The 18,349-nt window shown below is 72.4% G+C and carries 17 protein-coding genes, 1 tRNA gene and 1 pseudogene; 7 read left to right on the top strand and 12 right to left on the bottom strand.

The features are described from left to right. Window positions 1-29 precede the first annotated feature (29 nt). From rho to ACFY15_RS02080, 7 genes are all read right to left on the bottom strand, one after another. A complete protein-coding gene (rho, locus tag ACFY15_RS02050; RefSeq protein ID WP_390824877.1) occupies window positions 30-2,078 on the bottom strand; it encodes a transcription termination factor Rho in 2,049 nt (682 codons plus the stop codon). 428 nt (window positions 2,079-2,506) lie between these two features. Then, complete coding sequence (gene thrB / locus ACFY15_RS02055; RefSeq protein WP_366452046.1) at window positions 2,507-3,445, bottom strand: homoserine kinase; 939 nt, start codon at window positions 3,443-3,445, stop codon at window positions 2,507-2,509. Between the two features lie 345 nt (window positions 3,446-3,790). Next, window positions 3,791-4,861 (bottom strand): threonine synthase, encoded by a 1,071-nt coding sequence (gene thrC / locus ACFY15_RS02060; RefSeq protein WP_390685359.1) that lies wholly within the window; start codon window positions 4,859-4,861, stop codon window positions 3,791-3,793. Window positions 4,862-4,867: 6 nt separating this feature from the next. Next, on the bottom strand, window positions 4,868-6,157 hold the full coding sequence (locus ACFY15_RS02065; RefSeq protein ID WP_042820321.1) for a homoserine dehydrogenase: 1,290 nt from the start codon (window positions 6,155-6,157) through the stop codon (window positions 4,868-4,870). A gap of 159 nt (window positions 6,158-6,316) precedes the next feature. After that, window positions 6,317-7,708, bottom strand: coding sequence for a diaminopimelate decarboxylase (gene lysA / locus ACFY15_RS02070; protein ID WP_390685358.1), 1,392 nt, complete (start codon window positions 7,706-7,708; stop codon window positions 6,317-6,319). 19 nt (window positions 7,709-7,727) lie between these two features. Continuing rightward, the gene (gene nrtL / locus ACFY15_RS02075) at window positions 7,728-8,663 is read right to left on the bottom strand and encodes an ArgS-related anticodon-binding protein NrtL (protein ID WP_390824878.1); all 936 of its coding nucleotides are present in this window, start codon (window positions 8,661-8,663) and stop codon (window positions 7,728-7,730) included. 104 nt (window positions 8,664-8,767) lie between these two features. Continuing rightward, window positions 8,768-9,187, bottom strand: coding sequence for a response regulator (locus tag ACFY15_RS02080; RefSeq protein WP_390685356.1), 420 nt, complete (start codon window positions 9,185-9,187; stop codon window positions 8,768-8,770). 155 nt (window positions 9,188-9,342) lie between these two features. Between ACFY15_RS02080 and ACFY15_RS02085 the strand changes: the two genes are divergently transcribed. Further along, window positions 9,343-9,414, top strand: a tRNA-Arg gene (locus ACFY15_RS02085). A gap of 221 nt (window positions 9,415-9,635) precedes the next feature. Here the strand turns inward: ACFY15_RS02085 and ACFY15_RS02090 are convergent. Further along, a pseudogene (locus ACFY15_RS02090) lies at window positions 9,636-10,289 on the bottom strand (site-specific integrase); the annotation flags it as partial. A gap of 154 nt (window positions 10,290-10,443) precedes the next feature. Between ACFY15_RS02090 and ACFY15_RS02095 the strand changes: the two are divergent. Both ACFY15_RS02095 and ACFY15_RS02100 read left to right on the top strand, forming a co-directional pair. Then, window positions 10,444-10,707, top strand: a complete 264-nt coding sequence (locus ACFY15_RS02095; protein ID WP_390824880.1) for a CopG family transcriptional regulator — start codon at window positions 10,444-10,446, stop codon at window positions 10,705-10,707. Further along, window positions 10,704-11,117, top strand: a complete 414-nt coding sequence (locus ACFY15_RS02100) for a PIN domain-containing protein (protein ID WP_390824881.1) — start codon at window positions 10,704-10,706, stop codon at window positions 11,115-11,117. The genes ACFY15_RS02095 and ACFY15_RS02100 overlap by 4 nt, the downstream gene beginning before the upstream one ends. A gap of 576 nt (window positions 11,118-11,693) precedes the next feature. Here ACFY15_RS02100 and ACFY15_RS02105 read toward each other — a convergent pair. Continuing rightward, a complete protein-coding gene (locus ACFY15_RS02105; RefSeq protein ID WP_390824882.1) occupies window positions 11,694-12,527 on the bottom strand; it encodes a nuclease-related domain-containing protein in 834 nt (277 codons plus the stop codon). Between the two features lie 216 nt (window positions 12,528-12,743). Between ACFY15_RS02105 and ACFY15_RS02110 the strand changes: the two genes are divergently transcribed. Further along, complete coding sequence (locus ACFY15_RS02110; RefSeq protein WP_390685342.1) at window positions 12,744-12,983, top strand: hypothetical protein; 240 nt, start codon at window positions 12,744-12,746, stop codon at window positions 12,981-12,983. Between the two features lie 43 nt (window positions 12,984-13,026). Here the strand turns inward: ACFY15_RS02110 and ACFY15_RS02115 are convergent, their stop codons facing one another. Continuing rightward, complete coding sequence (locus ACFY15_RS02115; protein ID WP_390685341.1) at window positions 13,027-13,395, bottom strand: DUF6083 domain-containing protein; 369 nt, start codon at window positions 13,393-13,395, stop codon at window positions 13,027-13,029. Between the two features lie 343 nt (window positions 13,396-13,738). On the opposite strand from ACFY15_RS02115, the gene ACFY15_RS02120 reads away from it, so the two are divergent. Then, a complete protein-coding gene (locus ACFY15_RS02120) occupies window positions 13,739-14,719 on the top strand; it encodes an XdhC family protein (protein ID WP_390824883.1) in 981 nt (326 codons plus the stop codon). An 87-nt stretch (window positions 14,720-14,806) separates the two neighbouring features. Beyond that, entirely contained in the window at window positions 14,807-15,202 is a 396-nt protein-coding gene (locus tag ACFY15_RS02125; protein ID WP_390685339.1) for a DUF6479 family protein, read from the top strand. Between the two features lie 82 nt (window positions 15,203-15,284). On the opposite strand, the gene ACFY15_RS02130 is transcribed toward ACFY15_RS02125, so the two are convergent. Then, window positions 15,285-16,220 (bottom strand): ATP-dependent DNA ligase, encoded by a 936-nt coding sequence (locus ACFY15_RS02130; RefSeq protein WP_390685338.1) that lies wholly within the window; start codon window positions 16,218-16,220, stop codon window positions 15,285-15,287. Then, window positions 16,217-17,113 carry a non-homologous end-joining DNA ligase gene (gene ligD, locus ACFY15_RS02135; RefSeq protein ID WP_390685337.1) on the bottom strand — a complete coding sequence of 299 codons (897 nt, stop codon included), beginning with the start codon at window positions 17,111-17,113 and terminating at the stop codon, window positions 16,217-16,219. Before ligD ends, ACFY15_RS02130 begins: the two co-directional genes overlap by 4 nt. A gap of 31 nt (window positions 17,114-17,144) precedes the next feature. On the opposite strand from ligD, the gene ACFY15_RS02140 reads away from it, so the two are divergent. After that, entirely contained in the window at window positions 17,145-18,290 is a 1,146-nt protein-coding gene (locus ACFY15_RS02140) for a Ku protein (protein ID WP_390824884.1), read from the top strand. The last annotated feature ends 59 nt before the right edge of the window (window positions 18,291-18,349 follow it).

The following is an 18,349-nucleotide window of genomic DNA, read 5'->3' on the forward strand; positions in this document are numbered from 1 at the left end:
GGGGCGTTCGCGTCGTACGGGCGACCCGGTCAGTCGTCGTTCTTGCCGGCCGGGGTCGTCTTGGCGATCTGCATCAGGAACTCGGCGTTCGACTTCGTCTGCTTCATCTTGTCGAGCAGCAGCTCGATCGCCTGCTGCGAGTCGAGCGCGTGCAGCACCCGGCGCAGCTTCCAGACGATGGCGAGCTCCTCGCTGTTGAGGAGGATCTCCTCCTTGCGCGTACCCGAGGGGTCGACGTCGACGGCCGGGAAGATGCGCTTGTCGGCGAGCTTGCGGTCGAGCTTGAGCTCCATGTTGCCGGTGCCCTTGAACTCCTCGAAGATCACCTCGTCCATGCGCGAGCCCGTGTCGACGAGCGCGGTGGCCAGGATGGTCAGCGAGCCGCCGTCCTCGATGTTGCGCGCGGCACCGAAGAAGCGCTTCGGCGGGTACAGCGCGGTCGAGTCGACACCACCGGACAGGATGCGGCCGGAGGCGGGCGCCGCGAGGTTGTACGCGCGGCCCAGACGGGTGATGGAGTCCAGCAGGACGACCACGTCGTGACCCAGCTCCACGAGGCGCTTGGCGCGCTCGATGGCCAGCTCGGCGACGGTGGTGTGGTCCTCGGCCGGGCGGTCGAAGGTCGAGGAGATGACCTCGCCCTTGACCGACCGCTGCATGTCTGTGACCTCTTCCGGACGCTCGTCGACCAGGACGACCATCAGGTGGCACTCGGGGTTGTTGGTGGTGATCGCGTTGGCGATCGCCTGCATGATCATGGTCTTGCCGGTCTTCGGCGGGGCCACGATCAGGCCTCGCTGGCCCTTTCCGATCGGCGACACGAGGTCGATGATGCGGGTGGTCAGCACCCCCGGGTCGGTCTCCAGGCGGAGCCGGTCCTGCGGGTAGAGCGGGGTCAGCTTCTGGAACTCCGGGCGGCCTCGGCCCGATTCGGGCGCCATGCCGTTGACGGAGTCCAGGCGCACCAGGGCGTTGAACTTCTCGCGGCGCTCGCCGTCCTTGGGCTGGCGCACGGCGCCGGTGGTGTGGTCGCCCTTGCGCAGGCCGGCCTTGCGGACCTGGGCGAGGGAGACGTACACGTCGTTCGGGCCGGGCAGGTAGCCGGAGGTCCGGATGAACGCGTAGTTGTCGAGGATGTCGAGGATGCCCGCGACGGGGATCAGGACGTCGTCGTCGGCGACCTGCGGCTCGCCCGGGGCGAACTCGTCACGGCCGCGGCGGCCACGGCGGTCGCGGTAGCGGCCGCGCCGGCCGCGACGGCCGTCCTCGTCGAAGTCGTCCTGCGGACCGTTGTCCTGGCGGCCCTGCTGGCCACGCCCGCCGCCCTGCTGCTGGCGGTCCTGGCGGTCGGCGCGGTCCTGGCGGCCGCCCTGCTGCTGGGCCTGGCCGCCCTGCTGCTGGCCCTGCTCGTCGGCCTTGGCGCCGCGGTCGCGGCGGCCCTGGCGCTCACCGCGCTCGCCGCGGTCGCGGCGGTCACGGCGGCTGCGGCCCTCGCCGGCCTCCTGGGCGGGGGCCTGGCCCTGGGAGGACACGGCGACGGCCTGCTCCGCCTTGGCCTCGGCCTGCGGGGCGACCGCGGGGGCCTCGGTCTTCTGCTCGACCTGCACGACGGCGGGGGCCGAGGACTCGGGGCTGCCGGAGGGAGCGGTGGCGCGGCGGCGGCGGCGCTCGCCGGCCGGGGCGTCCTCGCTGATCGGCTGGCCCGGGATCTCGATCTGGGCCTGTGCGGCGGGCTTCTCGGCGGGCGCTGCGGCGGCCGCCTCACCCGTACGGGCCTTGCTGGTGGCGCGGCGCTTCGGCTTGGCCTCGACGGCGTCGGCGGCGGGGGCCGCGGCCTTGGGGGCGCTGCCGCCCTGCGCCTCCTTGATGACCTCGATCAGCTGGCTCTTGCGCATGCGCGCGGTGCCCCTGATACCGAGGCCCGACGCGACCTGCTGCAGCTCGGCCAGGACCATGCCCTCGAGGCCGGTGCCGGAGCGGCGGCGCCGGGTGGCGGTGGCAGCTGCGGCGCCCGCGGCGGGGGCACTGGTGTCGACGTTGGTGTCGGCAGCGCCCATCAGATCGGTGGTGTCGCTCACGAAGGGTCCTTCCCTGGAGCGGACGTCGGCCTGTCTGGCTCGGCGACCGGTTGTGCTGTCCGACAACAGTCCTAGGTGTGTGGACCGTGCCGGGGCGGTGGTCCGCCGGTAGAACGGCGGAGAGAGAAACGTGCGTGGTTCCGGCGAGAAGCCCCCGAGCTGGAAGCGTGGGAATGTCACGCCGATTCCGGAGCGTGCCCGAAACTGCTGACAGCGATCAGAGCAGTCGGGGAGGCTCCCGGAAGAAAGGTGGTCCCGGATGGGGACACTGAGCACCGAGCCATGGCGGCTTCGGTTGCGTACTTGAGATTAACACTACCGGATCCAACAGACATTCCCCCTCTCAATCACCGGCAATCGCCCTCCGCGGGCGGGCGGCCTGCCCGGCCGCCCGCCTCGGCGGGCCCCGCTTCCCAGCACCCGGGGTGCTAGGACACGGGCTGACCGCCCTGGGCGCCCAGCGGAAGGACGCTCGCTCCCGCGGCGTCGAGGGCCAGCCGGTTCGCGGCCCACCCCTCGCCCGCGAGCTGCGCGACCTTGTCGGCCGCGTCGTTGTCGACCAGCGCGAGGACCGTGGGGCCCGCGCCGGAGATGACCGCGGGGATGCCGTCCGCCCGCAGCCGGTTGACGAGTCCCACGCTCTCCGGCATCGCCGGGGAGCGGTACTCCTGGTGCAGCCGGTCCTCGGTGGCGGGCAGCAGGAACTCGGGACGCCTGGTCATGGCCTCCACGAGCAGGCCCGCGCGCCCCGCGTTCACGGCGGCGTCCACGTGCGGGACGGAGCGCGGCAGCAGGCCGCGGGCGGTCTCGGTCAGGACCGGCTTCGACGGCACGAAGACCACCGGAACGATGGAATCGGCGGGGTCCATACGGATCGCCTTCGCACTGCCCCCCTCCATCCAGGCGAGGGTGAAGCCGCCGAGCAGGCAGGCCGCGACGTTGTCCGGGTGGCCCTCGATCTCGGTGGCGAGCTCCAGCAGCGCCGTGTCGTCGAGCCGGGCCTCTCCGCCTATGGTCACGGCGCGCGCGGCGACGATGCCGGCGCAGATCGCGGCCGAGGAGGAGCCGAGGCCCCGCCCGTGCGGGATGCGGTTGGCGCAGACGACCTCCAGGCCCCGCGGCTGTCCGCCCAGCAGGTCGAAGGCGGTGCGCATGGAGCGTACGAGGAGGTGGCTCTCGTCGCGCGGGAGGGTGTCGGCGCCCTCACCCGCGATGTCGATGTTCAGGCCGGAGTCGGCGACGCGGACGACCACGTCGTCGTAGAGCCCCAGGGCCAGGCCGAGGGCGTCGAAGCCGGGGCCGAGGTTGGCACTGCTGGCGGGCACGCGCACTCGTACGGCGGCGGCGCGGAACGCTGGACCTGCCATCGGTCGATGACACTCCTTGTGACTGTGCGGGATCCGGCGGGCTGTGCGGGATCTTCGCTGCGAAATGTACTGGAGAACGTACGACACCCGAAGGCCCTCGGGGCAGCACCGCGGTCATATGCGCGGTGGCGGATGTAAGTACAGCGTATCGAAGGAAGGTTCTCCCGCGACATAGGGCGCACAGAAGGCGCACGATGCGTGTCGGCGTCTTCCGGTGGATTCCGCTGAATTGCCGTTGACTTCCGGTGTCGTACGGACCGGGTCGCCGGATTCCGGAAAGTTTCCGGAATCCGGCAATCGGGTCATGGGCCGCGGGTGCGCTCGGAGCCCGGACCTGGCCCTGGGTCAGACCAGGCCGAGGCGGACGGCGGCGGCCTCGGCGTCCACCGGGACGGTGACGGGCTGCGGCGCACCGGCGACCGCCCAGTCGGGGTCCTTCAGGCCGTTGCCGGTGACGGTGCAGACGATCTGCTGACCGGGGTCGACCAGGCCCAGCTCGGCGGCCTTGAGCAGACCGGCCACGGAGGCGGCCGAGGCGGGCTCGACGAAGACGCCCTCCTGGGAGGCCAACAGGCGGTAGGCGGCCAGGATCTGGCGGTCCGTCACCTCGTCGATGAAGCCGCCCGACTCCTCCTTCGCGGCGAGCGCGTAGTCCCAGGAGGCCGGGTTGCCGATGCGGATCGCGGTGGCGATGGTGTGCGGCTCCTTGACGACCTCGCCGCGCACGATCGGCGCCGAGCCGGAGGCCTGGAAACCCCAGACACGGGGCGTACGGGAGGCCAGGCCGTCGGCCTTGTACTCCTTGAAGCCCTTCCAGTACGCGGTGATGTTGCCGGCGTTGCCGACGGGCAGCACGTGGATGTCGGGGGCGTCACCGAGCGCGTCGACGATCTCGAACGCGGCCGTCTTCTGACCCTCGATGCGCACCGGGTTGACGGAATTGACCAGCGCCACCGGGTAGTTGTCGGACAGCGCGCGGGCCAGGTCCAGGCAGTCGTCGAAGTTGCCGTCAACCTGCAGGATCCTGGCGCCGTGAACGAGGGCCTGGCCCATCTTGCCGAGCGCGATCTTGCCGCGCGGCACGAGGACCGCGGACACCATGCCGGCGCGCACCGCGTACGCGGCGGCGGAGGCGGAGGTGTTGCCCGTGGAGGCGCAGATCACGGCCTTGGCGCCGTCCTCCTTGGCCTTGGTGATGGCCATGGTCATGCCGCGGTCCTTGAAGGACCCGGTGGGGTTCGCGCCTTCGACCTTGAGGTGCACCTCACAGCCGGTGCGCTCGGAGAGCACCTGGGCGGGAACGAGGGGAGTGCCACCCTCCCGGAGCGTGACCACGGGGGTCGTCTCGGTGACCGGCAGGCGGTCCCGGTACTCCTCGATGATGCCGCGCCACTGGTGGGTGCGATTGCTGCTCATGGGTCCTTACTCCCCTTCAACACGCATGATGCTGGCGACACCGCGCACGGTGTCCAGCTTCCGCAGCGCCTCGACGGTCCCGGAGAGGGCGGCGTCGGGTGCGCGGTGGGTGACGACGACGAGGGAGGCCTCACCGTCCTTGCCCTGCTGCCTGACGGTGTCGATCGACACGCCGTGCTCCGCGAAGGTGGTCGCCACCTGGGCGAGGACGCCCGGCTTGTCCGCCACATCGAGGCTGATGTGGTAGCGGGTGACGACGTCCCCCATGGGGCTGACGGGCAGCTGGGTGTACGCCGACTCGCCGGGCCCCGTTGCCTCGGCGAGCTTGTTGCGGCAGACGGCGACGAGGTCGCCGAGTACCGCGGACGCGGTCGGCGAACCGCCCGCGCCGGGCCCGTAGAACATGAGCCGCCCGGCTGCCTCCGCCTCGACGAAGACCGCGTTGTAGGCCTCGCGGACGGAGGCGAGCGGGTGGCTGAGCGGGATCATCGCCGGGTGGACGCGGGCGGTGACGGACTCGCCGTCGGCGGCGCGCTCCAGGATGGCGAGGAGCTTGATGGTGCAGCCCATCCGCTTGGCGGAGGCGAAGTCCGCGGCGCTGACCTCGGTCATGCCCTCGCGGTACACGTCGTCGAGGCGGACGCGGGTGTGGAAGGCGATGCCCGCCAGGATCGCGGCCTTGGCGGCGGCGTCGTAGCCCTCGACGTCGGCGGTGGGGTCGGCCTCGGCGTAGCCGAGGGCGGTGGCCTCGTCGAGCGCCTCCTGGTAGCCGGCGCCGGTGGAGTCCATCTTGTCGAGGATGAAGTTCGTCGTGCCGTTGACGATGCCCATCACCCGGTTGATCTTGTCGCCGGCGAGGGACTCGCGCATCGGGCGGACCAGCGGGATGGCGCCGGCGACGGCGGCCTCGTAGTACAGGTCCAGCCCGTGCGCCTCGGCCGCGGCGTGCAGCGCGGCGCCGTCCTGGGCGAGCAGCGCCTTGTTGGCGGAGACGACGGAGATGCCGTTCTCGAAGGCGGTGGTGATCAGGGTGCGGGCGGGCTCGATGCCGCCGATGACCTCGATGGCCACGTCGATGTCGCCCCGTTTGAGCAGGGCGGTGGCATCGGTGGTGACCAGCGCGGGGTCGATGCCCTCGCGCACCTTGGAGGGGCGGCGCACGGCGACGCCGGCGAGCTCGACGGGCGCGCCGATCCTGGCCGCCAGATCGTCGGCGTGCGTCGTCATGATGCGCGCCACCTCTGAGCCGACCACTCCACAGCCCAGCAGCGCCACCTTCAGCGGACGCGTACGCATCATTCGACCTACGCCTTTCGATCTTTCTTCGCTCCCGGCGCGCGGGTTGCGCGCCAGGTATGAACCAGTCTCACTCAATGGACAGCAGTTTCCATCCTCGGTCCATTGAGTGAGACGTCTATTTCCGGGACCGGACGCCCTGTCCCGGAAATATGGGAATCATCCGAGGTCCAGGGACAGGAGATCTTCCTCCGTCTCGCGCCGGACGATCACCCGCGCGGCCCCGTCGCGCACGGCGACGACGGGCGGGCGGAGCGCGTGGTTGTAGTTGCTCGCCATGGAGCGGCAGTACGCCCCGGTGGCGGGCACGGCGATCAGGTCGCCGGGGGCCAGGTCGGCGGGCAGGAAGGCGTCACGGACGACGATGTCGCCGCTCTCGCAGTGCTTGCCGACGACACGGACGAGCATGGGCTCGGCGTCGGAGACGCGGGAGACGAGGGTGACGGCGTACTCGGCGTCGTACAGGGCCGTCCGGATGTTGTCGGACATGCCGCCGTCGACGGAGACGTACGTGCGCAGGCCCTCCAGCGGCTTGATCGTGCCGACCTCGTAGAGGGTGAAGGCGGTGGGGCCGACGATGGCGCGGCCGGGCTCGACCGAGATCCGGGGGGCCTTGAGCCCCGCACTCTCGCACTCCCGCGCGACGATCTCGGTCAGCGCCTTGGCGATCTCGTGGGGCTCGCGCGGGTCGTCGGCGGAGGTGTAGGCGATGCCCAGGCCGCCGCCGAGGTCGATCTCGGGGAGCTCGACGCCGTGCTCGTCTCGGACGGCGGCCAGCAGCCGGACCACCCGCTTGGCGGACACCTCGAAGCCGGCCATGTCGAAGATCTGGGAGCCGATGTGGGAGTGGACGCCGAGCAGCTCCAGGCTGTCGTGCCCGAGCGCCCGCCGCACCGCCTCGGCGGCGGAGCCGTCGGCGACGGCGATCCCGAACTTCTGGTCCTCGTGCGCGGTGGCGATGAACTCGTGGGTGTGCGCCTCCACGCCGACCGTGACGCGGATCTGCACGGGCTGGCGCACCCCCAGCTCGGCGGCGATGTGCGCGACCCGTGCGATCTCCTGGAACGAGTCGAGCACGATCCGCCCCACACCGGCGCCGACCGCGCGCCGGATCTCCGCCTCCGACTTGTTGTTGCCGTGGAAGGCGATCCGCTCGGCGGGCATCTCGGCGGCGAGGGCGGTGGCCAGCTCCCCGCCCGAACACACGTCGAGGTTCAGCCCCTCCTCCTTCAGCCACCGCACGACGGCCTTGGACAGGAACGCCTTGCCCGCGTAGAAGACGTCTGCGTCCTTGCCGAAGGCGTGCGCCCAGGCCCGGCAGCGGGCCCGGAAGTCCTCCTCGTCGAGGAAGTAGGCCGGGGTCCCGAACTCCTCCGCGAGCCGGGTCACTTCGATGCCGCCGACGCGGACGACCCCGTCCGCGCCCCGCGTGACGGTCCGCGACCAGACCTTCTCGTCGAGCGCGTTCAGGTCGGCGGGCGGCGGGGCGTAGTGGCCCTCGGGCAGGACGTCGGCGTGGCGGGGCCCGGCGGGGTGCGCGGAACGGCTCATCGGAATCTCTCTTCGGAAGTCACAAGAAGGCTGGGGCGTCCATGCCGAGGAGGGCGAGGCCGCCGGCCAGCACCGCCCCGGCGGCTTCGGCAAGAGCCAGCCGGGCACGGTGGGCGGCCGAGGGTTTCTCGTCCCCGAGGGGCAGGACCTGGTGCTGGAAGTCGAGCAGCGCGTCGGCGACGGCGACGAGGTGCCGGGCGAGCCGCTCGGGCGCCCCGTGGTGCGCGGCGGCCTCGAGGGCGAGGGGGTGGTCGGCGAGGGCGCGCAGCAGGGCGGGCGCGTCGACGTCGCCGGGCTCGGCCCGGAACCCGAGGCGGCCGGCCTCGCGGGTCAGGGCGCGGGCGCGCGAGGCGGCGTACCGCACGAGGAAGAACTCGTTCTCCTCGCCCTGGACGAGCAGCGCGTCGGTGAAGGAGGGCGTCTCCTTGGCGGGCACGGCGAGCATGGCCCAGACGGCGGCTCCGGCCCCGTAGCGGGCGCGCACGTCCCCGTCCCGGCGGGCGACGGGCGCGACGCGCGGGCCCTCACCGCCCCCGGCGCCGTCGAGGCCCTGCCCCTCCCGGATCCGGGCGACGGCGCGGCGCACGACCTGCTCCCGGTCCCCGCCGACGGCCTCGGGGAGCGCCTCGGCGCACCCGTACCGCCCGGCGCGCACGCGCACGTCACGCACCAGCTCGGCGCCGGACAGGGGGGCGAGGGTGAAGTTCAGGAACCCGGGCCCGGTGACGTCGACGGTCTCGATCCCGGGCTCCAGGACCAGCGTCCCGGCGAGTACCCGGGCGGCCTCGGCCCCCCTTCCCATCCGCAGGGCGACGGGGCTGGCGTACTCCCCCACCCCTCCGGGCCGGGTGCGCTCGACGACCACTCGCGCGGGCACGGGCCCGTCCAGTTCCCCGGCCTCGACGGCACGGCGCACGGCGTGTACGACGGCACGAGAGAGGTCGGAGGGGATCACGGGGCCCAGCCTAGGGGAGAAGCCCCTCCCCCATGCATCGGGTTTCGCCATATGGAACGGGCCGCGGAACAGGCGGCCCCCGGGCCCTCCCTGCGCCCCGCGCCCTACACCCCTCTGCCGGCCGGGGCGCCCTTGCGCTCCCGCCGGTCCTTCCGCTCGACGAGCCGCCGCACGACCCGCACCAGCTCGGCGGGCTCGAAGGGCTTGGCAAGGAAGGCGTCCACCCCGGCGGCGATCCCGGCCTCCACCTCGTGCTGCGTACACGCACTGACGATGGCGACGGGCACGTGCCGCGTCCGCGGGTCGGCCCGCAGTTGCGCGGCGGCCCCGAACCCGTCGAGCCGGGGCATGACCACATCAAGGGTGATGGCGTCGGGACGCACGCGGTGGACGACGTCCAGGCACTCGGCACCATCGTTCGCGGTCACGACCTCGAAGCCCTCCAGCTCGAGATTGACCTTGATCAGCTGCCGGATGACCTTGTTGTCGTCGACCACAAGGACCCGGCCCGAGGCGCCTGGCACAACTCGAGAGTAGGTCGCCCTAAGCCCCCGCGTCCGGGTTTTCGCCACTTCCACCCCCTCCGGGCGACCGACCTCCCTCCTCCCGCCCAAAACGGTTCCTGATCACCCCGTGGAAGCTGGTAGTGTTCAACCCGTCGCCGCAACGCGAACGACACGCCCCCGTAGCTCAGGGGATAGAGCAACGGCCTCCGGAGCCGTGTGCGCAGGTTCGAATCCTGCCGGGGGCACTTCGCAGGAAGTGCTAAATAAGCCCCTGACTTGCAGAAATGCAGGTCAGGGGCTTATTTGTTCATGTCAGAAGACACACGGCCCATGTGGCTGCGCTTTTACGGCAACCCGCCTACCAGGCGAGGCTCTCCAGACCCCTCGAAACAGGCCTGCGCGGGACATCTGTGGGACGCGAGGTTCATGGGGGCCACTCGGTTCGCCGCGAGGGGGTGACGAGCCCTCAGCCGTATTCACCCAGAAGCGCGTCGATGCGCCTGTTGGCGAGGGCCTGGCGACCGTAGAGGCACTTCGCGTACCGGGTCATGAGGACCTCGACGCTGTTGCCCGCCCGTTCGGCGACCTCGGTGGGATCGACGCCGGCGTTCAGCCAGGTGGACGGGGCAGAATGCCGCAGGTCGTTGGGACGGTTAGCGAGGGGTGACGCCACCAGGCCCGGTGGCAGAGCAAGTTCGCGGGCCTCGTGCCAGGCACGGTCGTACGTGGTGGATCCCACGATGCCGCCCTTCTCATTGAAGAACAGCCGACCGTCGCCCGCGGTACCGAAGGTGTCAACACTCTCCCGCCACAGGCTGACGAGCTCAGGCGGGAGCGGCACCGTACGCGCGCCTCCCGGAGGGCGGCCCTTCAGGCCACGCAGGTCGTGGTTCCGTCCATCGTCGGTCCATTTCTTGCCGACGGAAGGGCGAGTGGCGTGAAGGACCACGCTGCCCCACCCCGCCGTCGGCAGTTCACAGTCCGGCAGTGTGACCGCCACGGTTTCGGCCGGCCGCAGCCCGGCGTAGTACATCCCGGCGAAGAGGCCGACCAGCCTCGGCCCCCGCGCCCGCTTGTGGCCACCGATGCAGGAGACCGCACAAAGCAGGTTCCGGCCCTCGGCCCGCGCCCTCTCTTTGGGAGTACCTCGCGCCGGCCTACCGGACTTCGCATGGCGCCCACCGCCTCTCCCCCAGGCCAACGCGCCGCCTGCGGCCGCCATGCCAACCAGAAAGACCCAACAGGCGCGGAGGATTCCAGGTAGGATAGGTGGCATGAGCGAGCCTACCGGCAAGTACTCGATCACCATGCCGCGCGACATCGCCGAGGCCGCCAAAGCCCGCAGCGGCCCCTCCGGCCTCTCCGCCTACGTGGCTGCAGCCGTTGCCCGCCAGATCGAACGCGACAACCTCAATGAACTCATCACCGTCGCCGAGGCCGAGCACGGCGCCGTCACGGACGAAGAGATCCAGTCTCTGCGTGACCAGCTCACCCAGGCACGACGCGAACAGACCCAGCCCGGAGCGAGCGCCGCGTGACCCGCTCCCCCGCGATCCCCGGCGGCACCCTCGTCCTGGACAGTGAAGGCCTGGCCAAGGCCGTCCTGCGCGACCGTACGGTCACCGCCTGGCTTGCCCTGGCCCGCGCCGACGACCTGCGCGTGATCACCTCAGCGGCCACCCTCGTCGAAGTGGTTCACCCCCGAGTCAACCGCCCGGCCCTGGAGTGGACGCTCTCCCGCCTGGTCATCGAACCGATCACCGAGCCGATCGCCCGCCACGCCGCCAGCCTGCTCGCCAATGCCGGCCTGCACGGCCACAAATACGCCATCGACGCGATGCTCGCCGCCACCGCCTTGGCCGCCGCCGGACCGGTCACCATCCTGACCTCGGATCCAGAGGACCTCACCACGCTGTGTGGTGGAAGCGTCACTGTCGTCAAGGTCTGACGAACGCCTGGCCACACGCAGGCGATTACGGATTCCCGAAGGCCTCGTCAGCCCTTGCCCTGAACCCCCAGCGATGACTCGAAGGCCATCAGCTGCTCACCCACGGCCCCGAGCGAGTACGGCGACGACTCGTACTGCACCGACAGATTGACCTCGTAAAGCTTGTATACCGCTGGCGCTGTCTTCCCCGGCCAGGCTCCGCTGGACGCTCGACGGGCACGTTACGAGTCCAAGCCGTTCTGGGCAGCCGTGGCCGCTGGCGCACCAGTTGGGTGCGAGCAGCGCACTCTGTGCCATCGCGTCGCTACAGGGTGAGTGTTGCGGGGGCGCGGCCTATCCGTGGACGAGTACGGAGCCGTGGCCGCCTCGCGAGTACCTGACCTGCGTGAATACCTGAGACGCAGGGGGCCTCCGGAGCCGTGTGCGCAGGTTCGAATCCTGCCGGGGGCACTTCGCAGGAAGTGCCCGGAGACCCCGCCATCAGCGGTCACGCTGAGACGGGGTCTTCGCGTTTCTGTAGTCATGTGCCCTGCCGGACGGGGGTGTTGGAGCCGGGAGGCAGGGGCCGGTCCCGGGTCAGGCCGTTCGCCAGGTGTGGCGGTGTCGGGCTGCCGCGTAGATATGGGCCACCTGTTGGGCGTTCAGGACTCCGTTGTCGTGGGCGAGGGCCGCGAGGCCGCGGTCGTCGTAGGCCCGGACCTTCTGGTGGGGGGTGGCGCGTTCGAGCGCCGCCGGTCGTACGAAGACCAGCAGCGGGGTCACGGTGACCGGGAAGCCGCAGTGGGCGGACAGGGTTCCGGCGGCGCGTTCGGACTCCCGTCGGGCCTTGCGCGGGATCGGGCGCCCCTGGCCGTGATCGACCTTCACGACGTCGTCACCGACCCAGATCCTGCGTCCGCGGAAGTTCTTCGTGTTCAGGGTGAACACCCCGCCGGGCCCGATCAGCAGGTGGTCGATGTCGTGCCGGGGAGGCAGCGGGACCGAGTGCAGCACCTGCCAGCCGTGGCCGAGGAAGCGCCGCAGCTCCCTGCCGACCTTCCGCTCGCCCTCCAGGCCCTTGCGCCAGCTGTCCCACTCGGAGGGGCGCCGGAGCATCGCGTCGAGCAGGCGGCGTGCCGGTCCGGGGCCCTCCGCGTCCAGCTTCTCCTTGAGTGAGGCGCCGGGCCGGTTGCGGGCCAGGTCGTCCGCGTCCGTCAGGGGCGGCAGGGGCGGGCGAGGGGGCTCCGCGCACGTCTCTCGCGGTACGTGGCGCGCGAGCGCCTTCAGGACCTCCGCCCGCGACTCCGGCCGGAGCAGTTCCAGGTGGCCGGTGACCTGGTCCAACCAGGCCACCGGACTGCCGCCGGCGTCGTTGACGTACAGCCGGTCCCGCCCGTGCTTCTTCCACGCCTTGACCGTCAGATCCCCCACGGACCCCCCTCAGCGGCAGCCGTCCCCCAGCACATGGCAGCAGTCGGCGCGGCCGGGCGCAAGACGGCCCCGCAGGGGTATCCGGGGTTGCGGGCTGCGTCAAGACACGGGATCGCGGGCCATGACGTCGGGGCAGGGCCGGGGCCTACTGGTGGTGGGGCGGGAAGGGCCGGAGGGTGCTTCCCGACCGTTCGTTCCGAGTGGAGGAGGATTCCCATGACACAGCCGTTCTGGACCCGTCGTCTCTTCGTGTTCACCGCCTCGACCGTCGTGGCCGTGGGAGGTGCCCTGCTGAACGCCGCCGCGCTCGCCGCCGTCCACGGGACGCCGCACCCGAGCGCCGCCGGGCAGCGGTGGGAGTGCTTCACGGCGCCCTGCAACCCGCCGGACGGCCGCTTCCCTCCCCCGAACCCGGCACCGGTGGGAACGCCGGCCCAGGGGGGCGTCCTGGTCTGAGAGCGGATCGCGGCCCGTCGGGTTCCCCGGCGGGCCGTTTCGTCTAGCCGGCGTCGGGCCACTCCTGCGCGGGGTCCGCCCGGCGCTGTACGCGGCGGCCGTTCTCGGTGCGCAGGGTCGTCAGCCAGGGCCAGAGGTCCGGGAGGGGCTGGGCCGAGCAGGCGAGGCGGTGTTCGACGCGGCAGCGCTGGAACGGGTCCGGCGGGCAGACCCCGTAGACGGTCACGCGGCCGTCGGACAGCTCGATCCAGCGGTGCTGCGCCGGCACGACGTGGGCCGGCGGTGCCATGTCGGGCTCCAGCAGCACCCAGTCGTGGTCGTCCGTCGCCACCCGGTCCACGGGCAGGCCGCAGTACGGGCAGTGCGGCTGCCCGGCTCGCAGCCGGGTCGGTTCGTCCTGGTAGTCCCCCATACCGTGAGGGTCGACAGTGCGGCGGGCTGCGCAAAGGGCGCGAACCGGCCAGGACGGGTGGGGTGAACGGGTACGGGTGGGGCGGAGGGTGACCCATGGGGCGGCGCCTGTCACACGTGGCCCACCGCCTTCGGCCGGTAGGGGCGGGGGCGGTCGCGGAGGGGGCTGGAGGGGCTGCGGCGGGGGCAGGTGTTCCGGTGGTCCGTACGAGGGGGTGGGGCAGGGTCTGTGTGTTCGGGGGGTGGTGGGGGGAGCGGGGGTGCGTAGGGTGGATTTGAGGCCGCTTCGTGCCGTTGACCTGGTGCTTTGCGGTGTGATGGCGCACAAAGGATGGGGCGACGAGATGCGTGGGCTGGCGGAGACGGCGCGGCGGTGGGCTGCCGAGGGGCGGGTGGCGTTCCTGGCGCGGCCGGTGACCGAGCAGGGGTTCGGGCCGCGGGATCCCGCCGGGGCCGTGCTCGTGGACGCGCGGGGCGAGTGCGTGGGGACCCTGTACCGCGGGGTGTTCGACGCCGAGCTCGTCGCCGAGGCCGGGGTGGTGGGGGCCGGGGGCGGTGCGCGGGTGTGCGAGGTGTCGGTCGGGGCCGGTGAGGCCACCGAGGCGAAGCTGACCTGTGGCGGGCAGGCCGAGGTGCTGTTGCAGCCGCTGTCCGCGATCCCCGCCGAGTGGTGGGAGCTGCTCGGTTCGGGGGCCGGGGTGGCGCTGGTGACCCGGCTCAGCGAGGGGGCGGACGCCGCCGTGAGCGAGGTCGTACGGGCGGGGGACGTGCCGTCCGACGACGCCGGGCGGCGGGCCGGGGAGCTGCTCGGGACCCGTCGGCCGGGGCGGGACGCGCTGTACGGGGGGTCCGGGCTGGTGCTCGTGGAGGCGTACCCGTCGTCCCCGCACCTGGTGATCGGTGGCGGCGGGGAGCTGGCCGGGGTGATCGGGGCGCAGGCCGCGCTCCTCGGGTGGGAGTCGGTGGTGGTCGAGGACGCCGGCGAGGCGGAGAGGGTGCTCGGCCGGCACCGGGACGCCGCCTGCCTGGTGCTGCTCAGCCACGAGCCGGGTTTCGACGTGCCGACGCTGCGGTACGCCCTGGCCCTCGGGATCCCGTACGTGGGGGCGCTGGGGTCGCGGCGGACCACGGCGCGGCGCCGGGAGGGGCTGGTGGCCGCGGGCGTGGGTGAGGCCGAGCTGGCGCGGGTGCACGGGCCGATCGGGCTCGACCTGGGGGCGAAGACCACGGCCGAGACGGCCCTGGCGATCTGTGCGGAGATCCTCGGGGTGCTCGGGGGGCGGGACGCCCGGGGGCTGCGGGACTCCGACGGGCCGCTGAGGTAGGAGCGGCCGCCCGGCGGGGTGGGGGTCCGTTCATGATTCTTTGCGCCGGCCGCGTGAAAAAGGTCTGAAAACGGGAAAATGGGATGCATGGACATGATCCTGAGCGTGGACGCGACCCTCACCCACAGCGCATGGTTCTTCATCGTCGGCATCGCCATCGCCGGGTTCCTGCTCGCCGGGTTCAAGCTCGGACAGATCGTGCGGGCCAAGGAGCCGCCGCCGCCCACTCCCGAGAGCCAGCCACACCTGCCGGACGGCGGCGCCGTGCACGAGGTCCGGGAGGAGCGGGACTCCGTCGAGATCCCCGAGGGCGGGCTGAGGCCGCACGAGATGCAGGGGTACGGGAACTTCGGCTCCACCACCTCCCTGCACCCGGACGAGGTACGGGCCGAACGGGAGTCCGGGTACAAGCACGTGAGCGGGCCCGGTCCGCACCCGCAGCCCGGGGCTCCGCCCAACGCGGGGCGCGGCGCACACGCGTAGCCGGCTCCGAAGAGGAGGAGAAGGAGCAGAAGGGGAAGAAGGGGAACGCACACCTGCCTCTGACCCGCGCCCTCCGCGCGGGTCAGAGGTCCGTCCGGAGGCGGAGCACCTGCGGTGGGGGGTGGCGGGCCGAGGTGTGGCGGACCTCGGCCGTGAGGGGCGGGTCCAGGGGGGTGTAGGGGGTTTCGCCCACGCCGATCGCCGTGGCCACCGCGCGGCCGGCCACCGCGCCGCCGGCGGCGCGCCCGCCGGCGGGCGCGGCGGTCCGGGGGCGGTCGCGCAGGGCCGCCGCGAGGTCCGTGCGCAGGGCGGGCGGGAGGGGGCTCGACACCAGGGGGGTCTCCTCGTCCTCCCCCGGGAGGACGAGGACCAGCGCCAGCGGGCGGCGCGCGGTGCCGGTGTAGCCGATCACCGCCGCGTCGCGGACGTCCGTGTGGCGGAGCTTGCGCCAGGCGCGGCGGCCGGAGGGGTAGGGCTGGTCCAGGCGTTTGACGACCAGCCCCTCGATGCCGCTCGCGGGCAGGGTCGCGTACCAGGTCTCGGCCAGTTCGGGGTCGGTCGTCATGGGCACCGGCTGGAGCGGCGGCCCGAGGGGGGCGAGCAGGTCGACCAGGAGGGCGCGGCGGCGTTCGTAGGGGCGGGCGCGTACGTCGAGACCGGCCAGCTCCAGGACGTCGAAGGCGGCGTACGAGGCCGGGAGGGTGCGGGCCAGGACTGCCGCGCGGGCCGGGGTGGCCGCCGCGCGGCGCTGGACCAGGGCGAAGTCCGTCCGGCCGGCATGCCAGACGACCACCTCCCCGTCCAGGACGGTCCCGGCCGGCAGCTGCCGTGCGGCGGCCACGAGGTCGGGGAAGGCGGTGGTGACGGTGCGGCCGGAGCGGGCCTGGAGGACGACTCCCGCGGCCTCGCGGCGGATGACCATGCGGTGGCCGTCGAACTTCGGCTCGTAGGCCAGGCCCGGGCCGCGCGGGAGGGTGCGTACGGAGGCCGCCAGGGCCACCCGGACCGGCGCCGTCACCGCGGCGTCCCGGGCAGCGCGCCCGCCTGGGCGGGGTCCAGCAGGGGGGCCAGGAGGTCGCCGTCGCGTTCGAGGCGGGGCGGTACGTCGTCGGCGAGGAACACCAGGTCGGACGGGTCGCGGCAGGCCTCGACCTCCGCCCAGGAGACGGGGGTGGAGGCGGTGGGCAGGGCCCGCGCGCGCAGGGTGTAGGGGGCGGCGGTGGTCTTGGCGGCGGCGTTCTGGCTGTGGTCGACGAAGACCTTGCCGGGCCGCAGCGCCCTGGCCATGCGGTGCACGACCCCGCCGGGGAGGGCGGCCTCGGCCTCCTGGGCGAGGGTCTTGGCGTACGCGGACACCCGCGCGGACGGGGTCGGCTCCACCGGGACGGTCACGTGCAGGCCCTTGGAACCGGAGGTCTTGGCGTACGCGTGCAGACCGTCGGCGGCGAGGCGCTCGCGCAGCCAGAGGGCGACGGCACAGCATTCGACGACGGTCGCGGGCGCGCCGGGGTCCAGGTCGAAGACGAGCCGGTCGGCGACGGCGGGGGTGGCGGCGGGCCACTGGTGGACGTGGAACTCGACGACCAGGTTGGCGGCCCAGATGAGGGCCGGCAGATCGGATACGAGCACCTGTTCGGCCCCGGGGTCGTCGGAGCGGGGCACGGGGGCGGTCTTCACCCATGCGGGGGTGCCGGGCGGCGGGTTCTTGGTGAAGAACAGCTGCCCGTCCGGGCCGTCCGGATAGCGGAGGAAGGAGACCGGGCGGTCGTGGACGTGGGCGAGGAGGGCGGGCGCGACGGTGGCGTAGTAGTGCAGCACCTCGCCCTTGGTGAAGCCGGTCCGGGGGTACAGGACCTTGTCCAGGTTGCTGAGCGCGATGCGACGCCCCTCCACCGACGTGATCGGCGTCATACGATGAGATTGCCACGAATCAGGAGGAAACGTGCGATCCATTTGGAACGGGGCGATCTCCTTCGGCCTGGTCAGCATCCCGATCAAGCTCGTGAACGCCACCGAGAGCCACTCCATCTCCTTCCGCCAGATCCACGTGACGGACGGCGGACGCGTCCGCTACCGCAAGGTGTGCGAGCTGGACGGGGAGGAGGTGTCGTCGGACGAGATCGGGAAGGGGTACGAGGAGGCGGACGGGTCGATCGTGCCGATCACGGACGAGGACCTGGCGCGGTTGCCGATCGCCACGGCGAAGACGATCGAGATCGTCTCCTTCGTGCCGGCCGATCAGATCGATCCGTTGCAGATGGACTCCGCCTACTACCTGGCGGCGAACGGGGCCACCGCGGCGAAGCCGTACACGCTGCTGCGGGAGGCGCTGAAGCGGAGCCGGAAGGTTGCCATCGCCAAGTTCGCGCTGCGGGGGCGGGAGCGGCTGGGGATGCTGCGCGTGGTCGACGACGTCATCGCCATGCACGGGCTGCTGTGGCCCGACGAGATCCGGGCGCCGGAGGGGGTGGCGCCGGAGGCGTCGGTCTCGGTGCGGGACGCCGAGCTGGACCTGGCGGACGCGTTGATGGCGACGCTGGGAGAGGTCGAGATCTCCTCGCTGCACGACGAGTACCAGGAGGCCGTCGAGACGATGATCGCGGCGAAGGCGGGGGGCGCGTTCGAGCCGTCGGAGGCGGTGGTCGAGCCGTCCGGCGGGCAGGTGATCGACCTGATGGCGGCGCTGGAGAGCAGTGTGCGGGCGGCCCGGGCCTCGCGGGGCGGGGGCTCGGGGGACGGCGGCGGGGGTGGGGAGGCCGAAGTGACGCCGATCCGGCGCAAGGCGGCCCCGGCGGCCTCCACGCCGAAGGCGGTGGGCGGGAAGAAGTCGGCCGCGGCGGGGGCCCGGAAGAGCGCCGGGGCCACGAAGAAGACTGCGGCGAAGTCGACTTCGAAGGCGACGGCCGGCAAGCCGGGGACGCGGCAGGCGGCTTCCGGTACGGAGTCCACGGCCACCAAGTCCACGGCCACCAGGTCCACGGCAAGGAAATCCGCAGCCACGAAGTCCACGGCTGCCGGGGGGAAGCGTGCCGCGGGGGCGGGTGGAACGGCGAAGAAGGCCGCGCCGCGGAAGCGGAGTTCGGCCTGACCCTGGCGGGCGAACGGATGGCGGGTACGCGGTGGCCGCCGCGCCGGTCCCGGCCCGCC

This window comes from Streptomyces sp. NPDC001373, from assembly GCF_042895815.1.
Classification (GTDB): domain Bacteria; phylum Actinomycetota; class Actinomycetes; order Streptomycetales; family Streptomycetaceae; genus Streptomyces.

What these genes read in the sequence shown, in the direction of transcription:
- thrB (WP_366452046.1), bottom strand. Translation starts at nt 3,445, where the DNA reads ATGGCAGGTCCAGCGTTCCGCGCCGCCGCCGTACGAGTGCGCGTGCCC.
- ACFY15_RS02120 (WP_390824883.1), top strand. Translation starts at nt 13,739, where the DNA reads ATGCGTGGGCTGGCGGAGACGGCGCGGCGGTGGGCTGCCGAGGGGCGG.
- ACFY15_RS02110 (WP_390685342.1), top strand. Translation starts at nt 12,744, where the DNA reads ATGACACAGCCGTTCTGGACCCGTCGTCTCTTCGTGTTCACCGCCTCG.
- ACFY15_RS02065 (WP_042820321.1), bottom strand. Translation starts at nt 6,157, where the DNA reads ATGCGTACGCGTCCGCTGAAGGTGGCGCTGCTGGGCTGTGGAGTGGTC.
- ligD (WP_390685337.1), bottom strand. Translation starts at nt 17,113, where the DNA reads ATGACGCCGATCACGTCGGTGGAGGGGCGTCGCATCGCGCTCAGCAAC.
- ACFY15_RS02125 (WP_390685339.1), top strand. Translation starts at nt 14,807, where the DNA reads ATGGACATGATCCTGAGCGTGGACGCGACCCTCACCCACAGCGCATGG.
- ACFY15_RS02095 (WP_390824880.1), top strand. Translation starts at nt 10,444, where the DNA reads ATGAGCGAGCCTACCGGCAAGTACTCGATCACCATGCCGCGCGACATC.
- lysA (WP_390685358.1), bottom strand. Translation starts at nt 7,708, where the DNA reads ATGAGCCGTTCCGCGCACCCCGCCGGGCCCCGCCACGCCGACGTCCTG.
- thrC (WP_390685359.1), bottom strand. Translation starts at nt 4,861, where the DNA reads ATGAGCAGCAATCGCACCCACCAGTGGCGCGGCATCATCGAGGAGTAC.
- ACFY15_RS02115 (WP_390685341.1), bottom strand. Translation starts at nt 13,395, where the DNA reads ATGGGGGACTACCAGGACGAACCGACCCGGCTGCGAGCCGGGCAGCCG.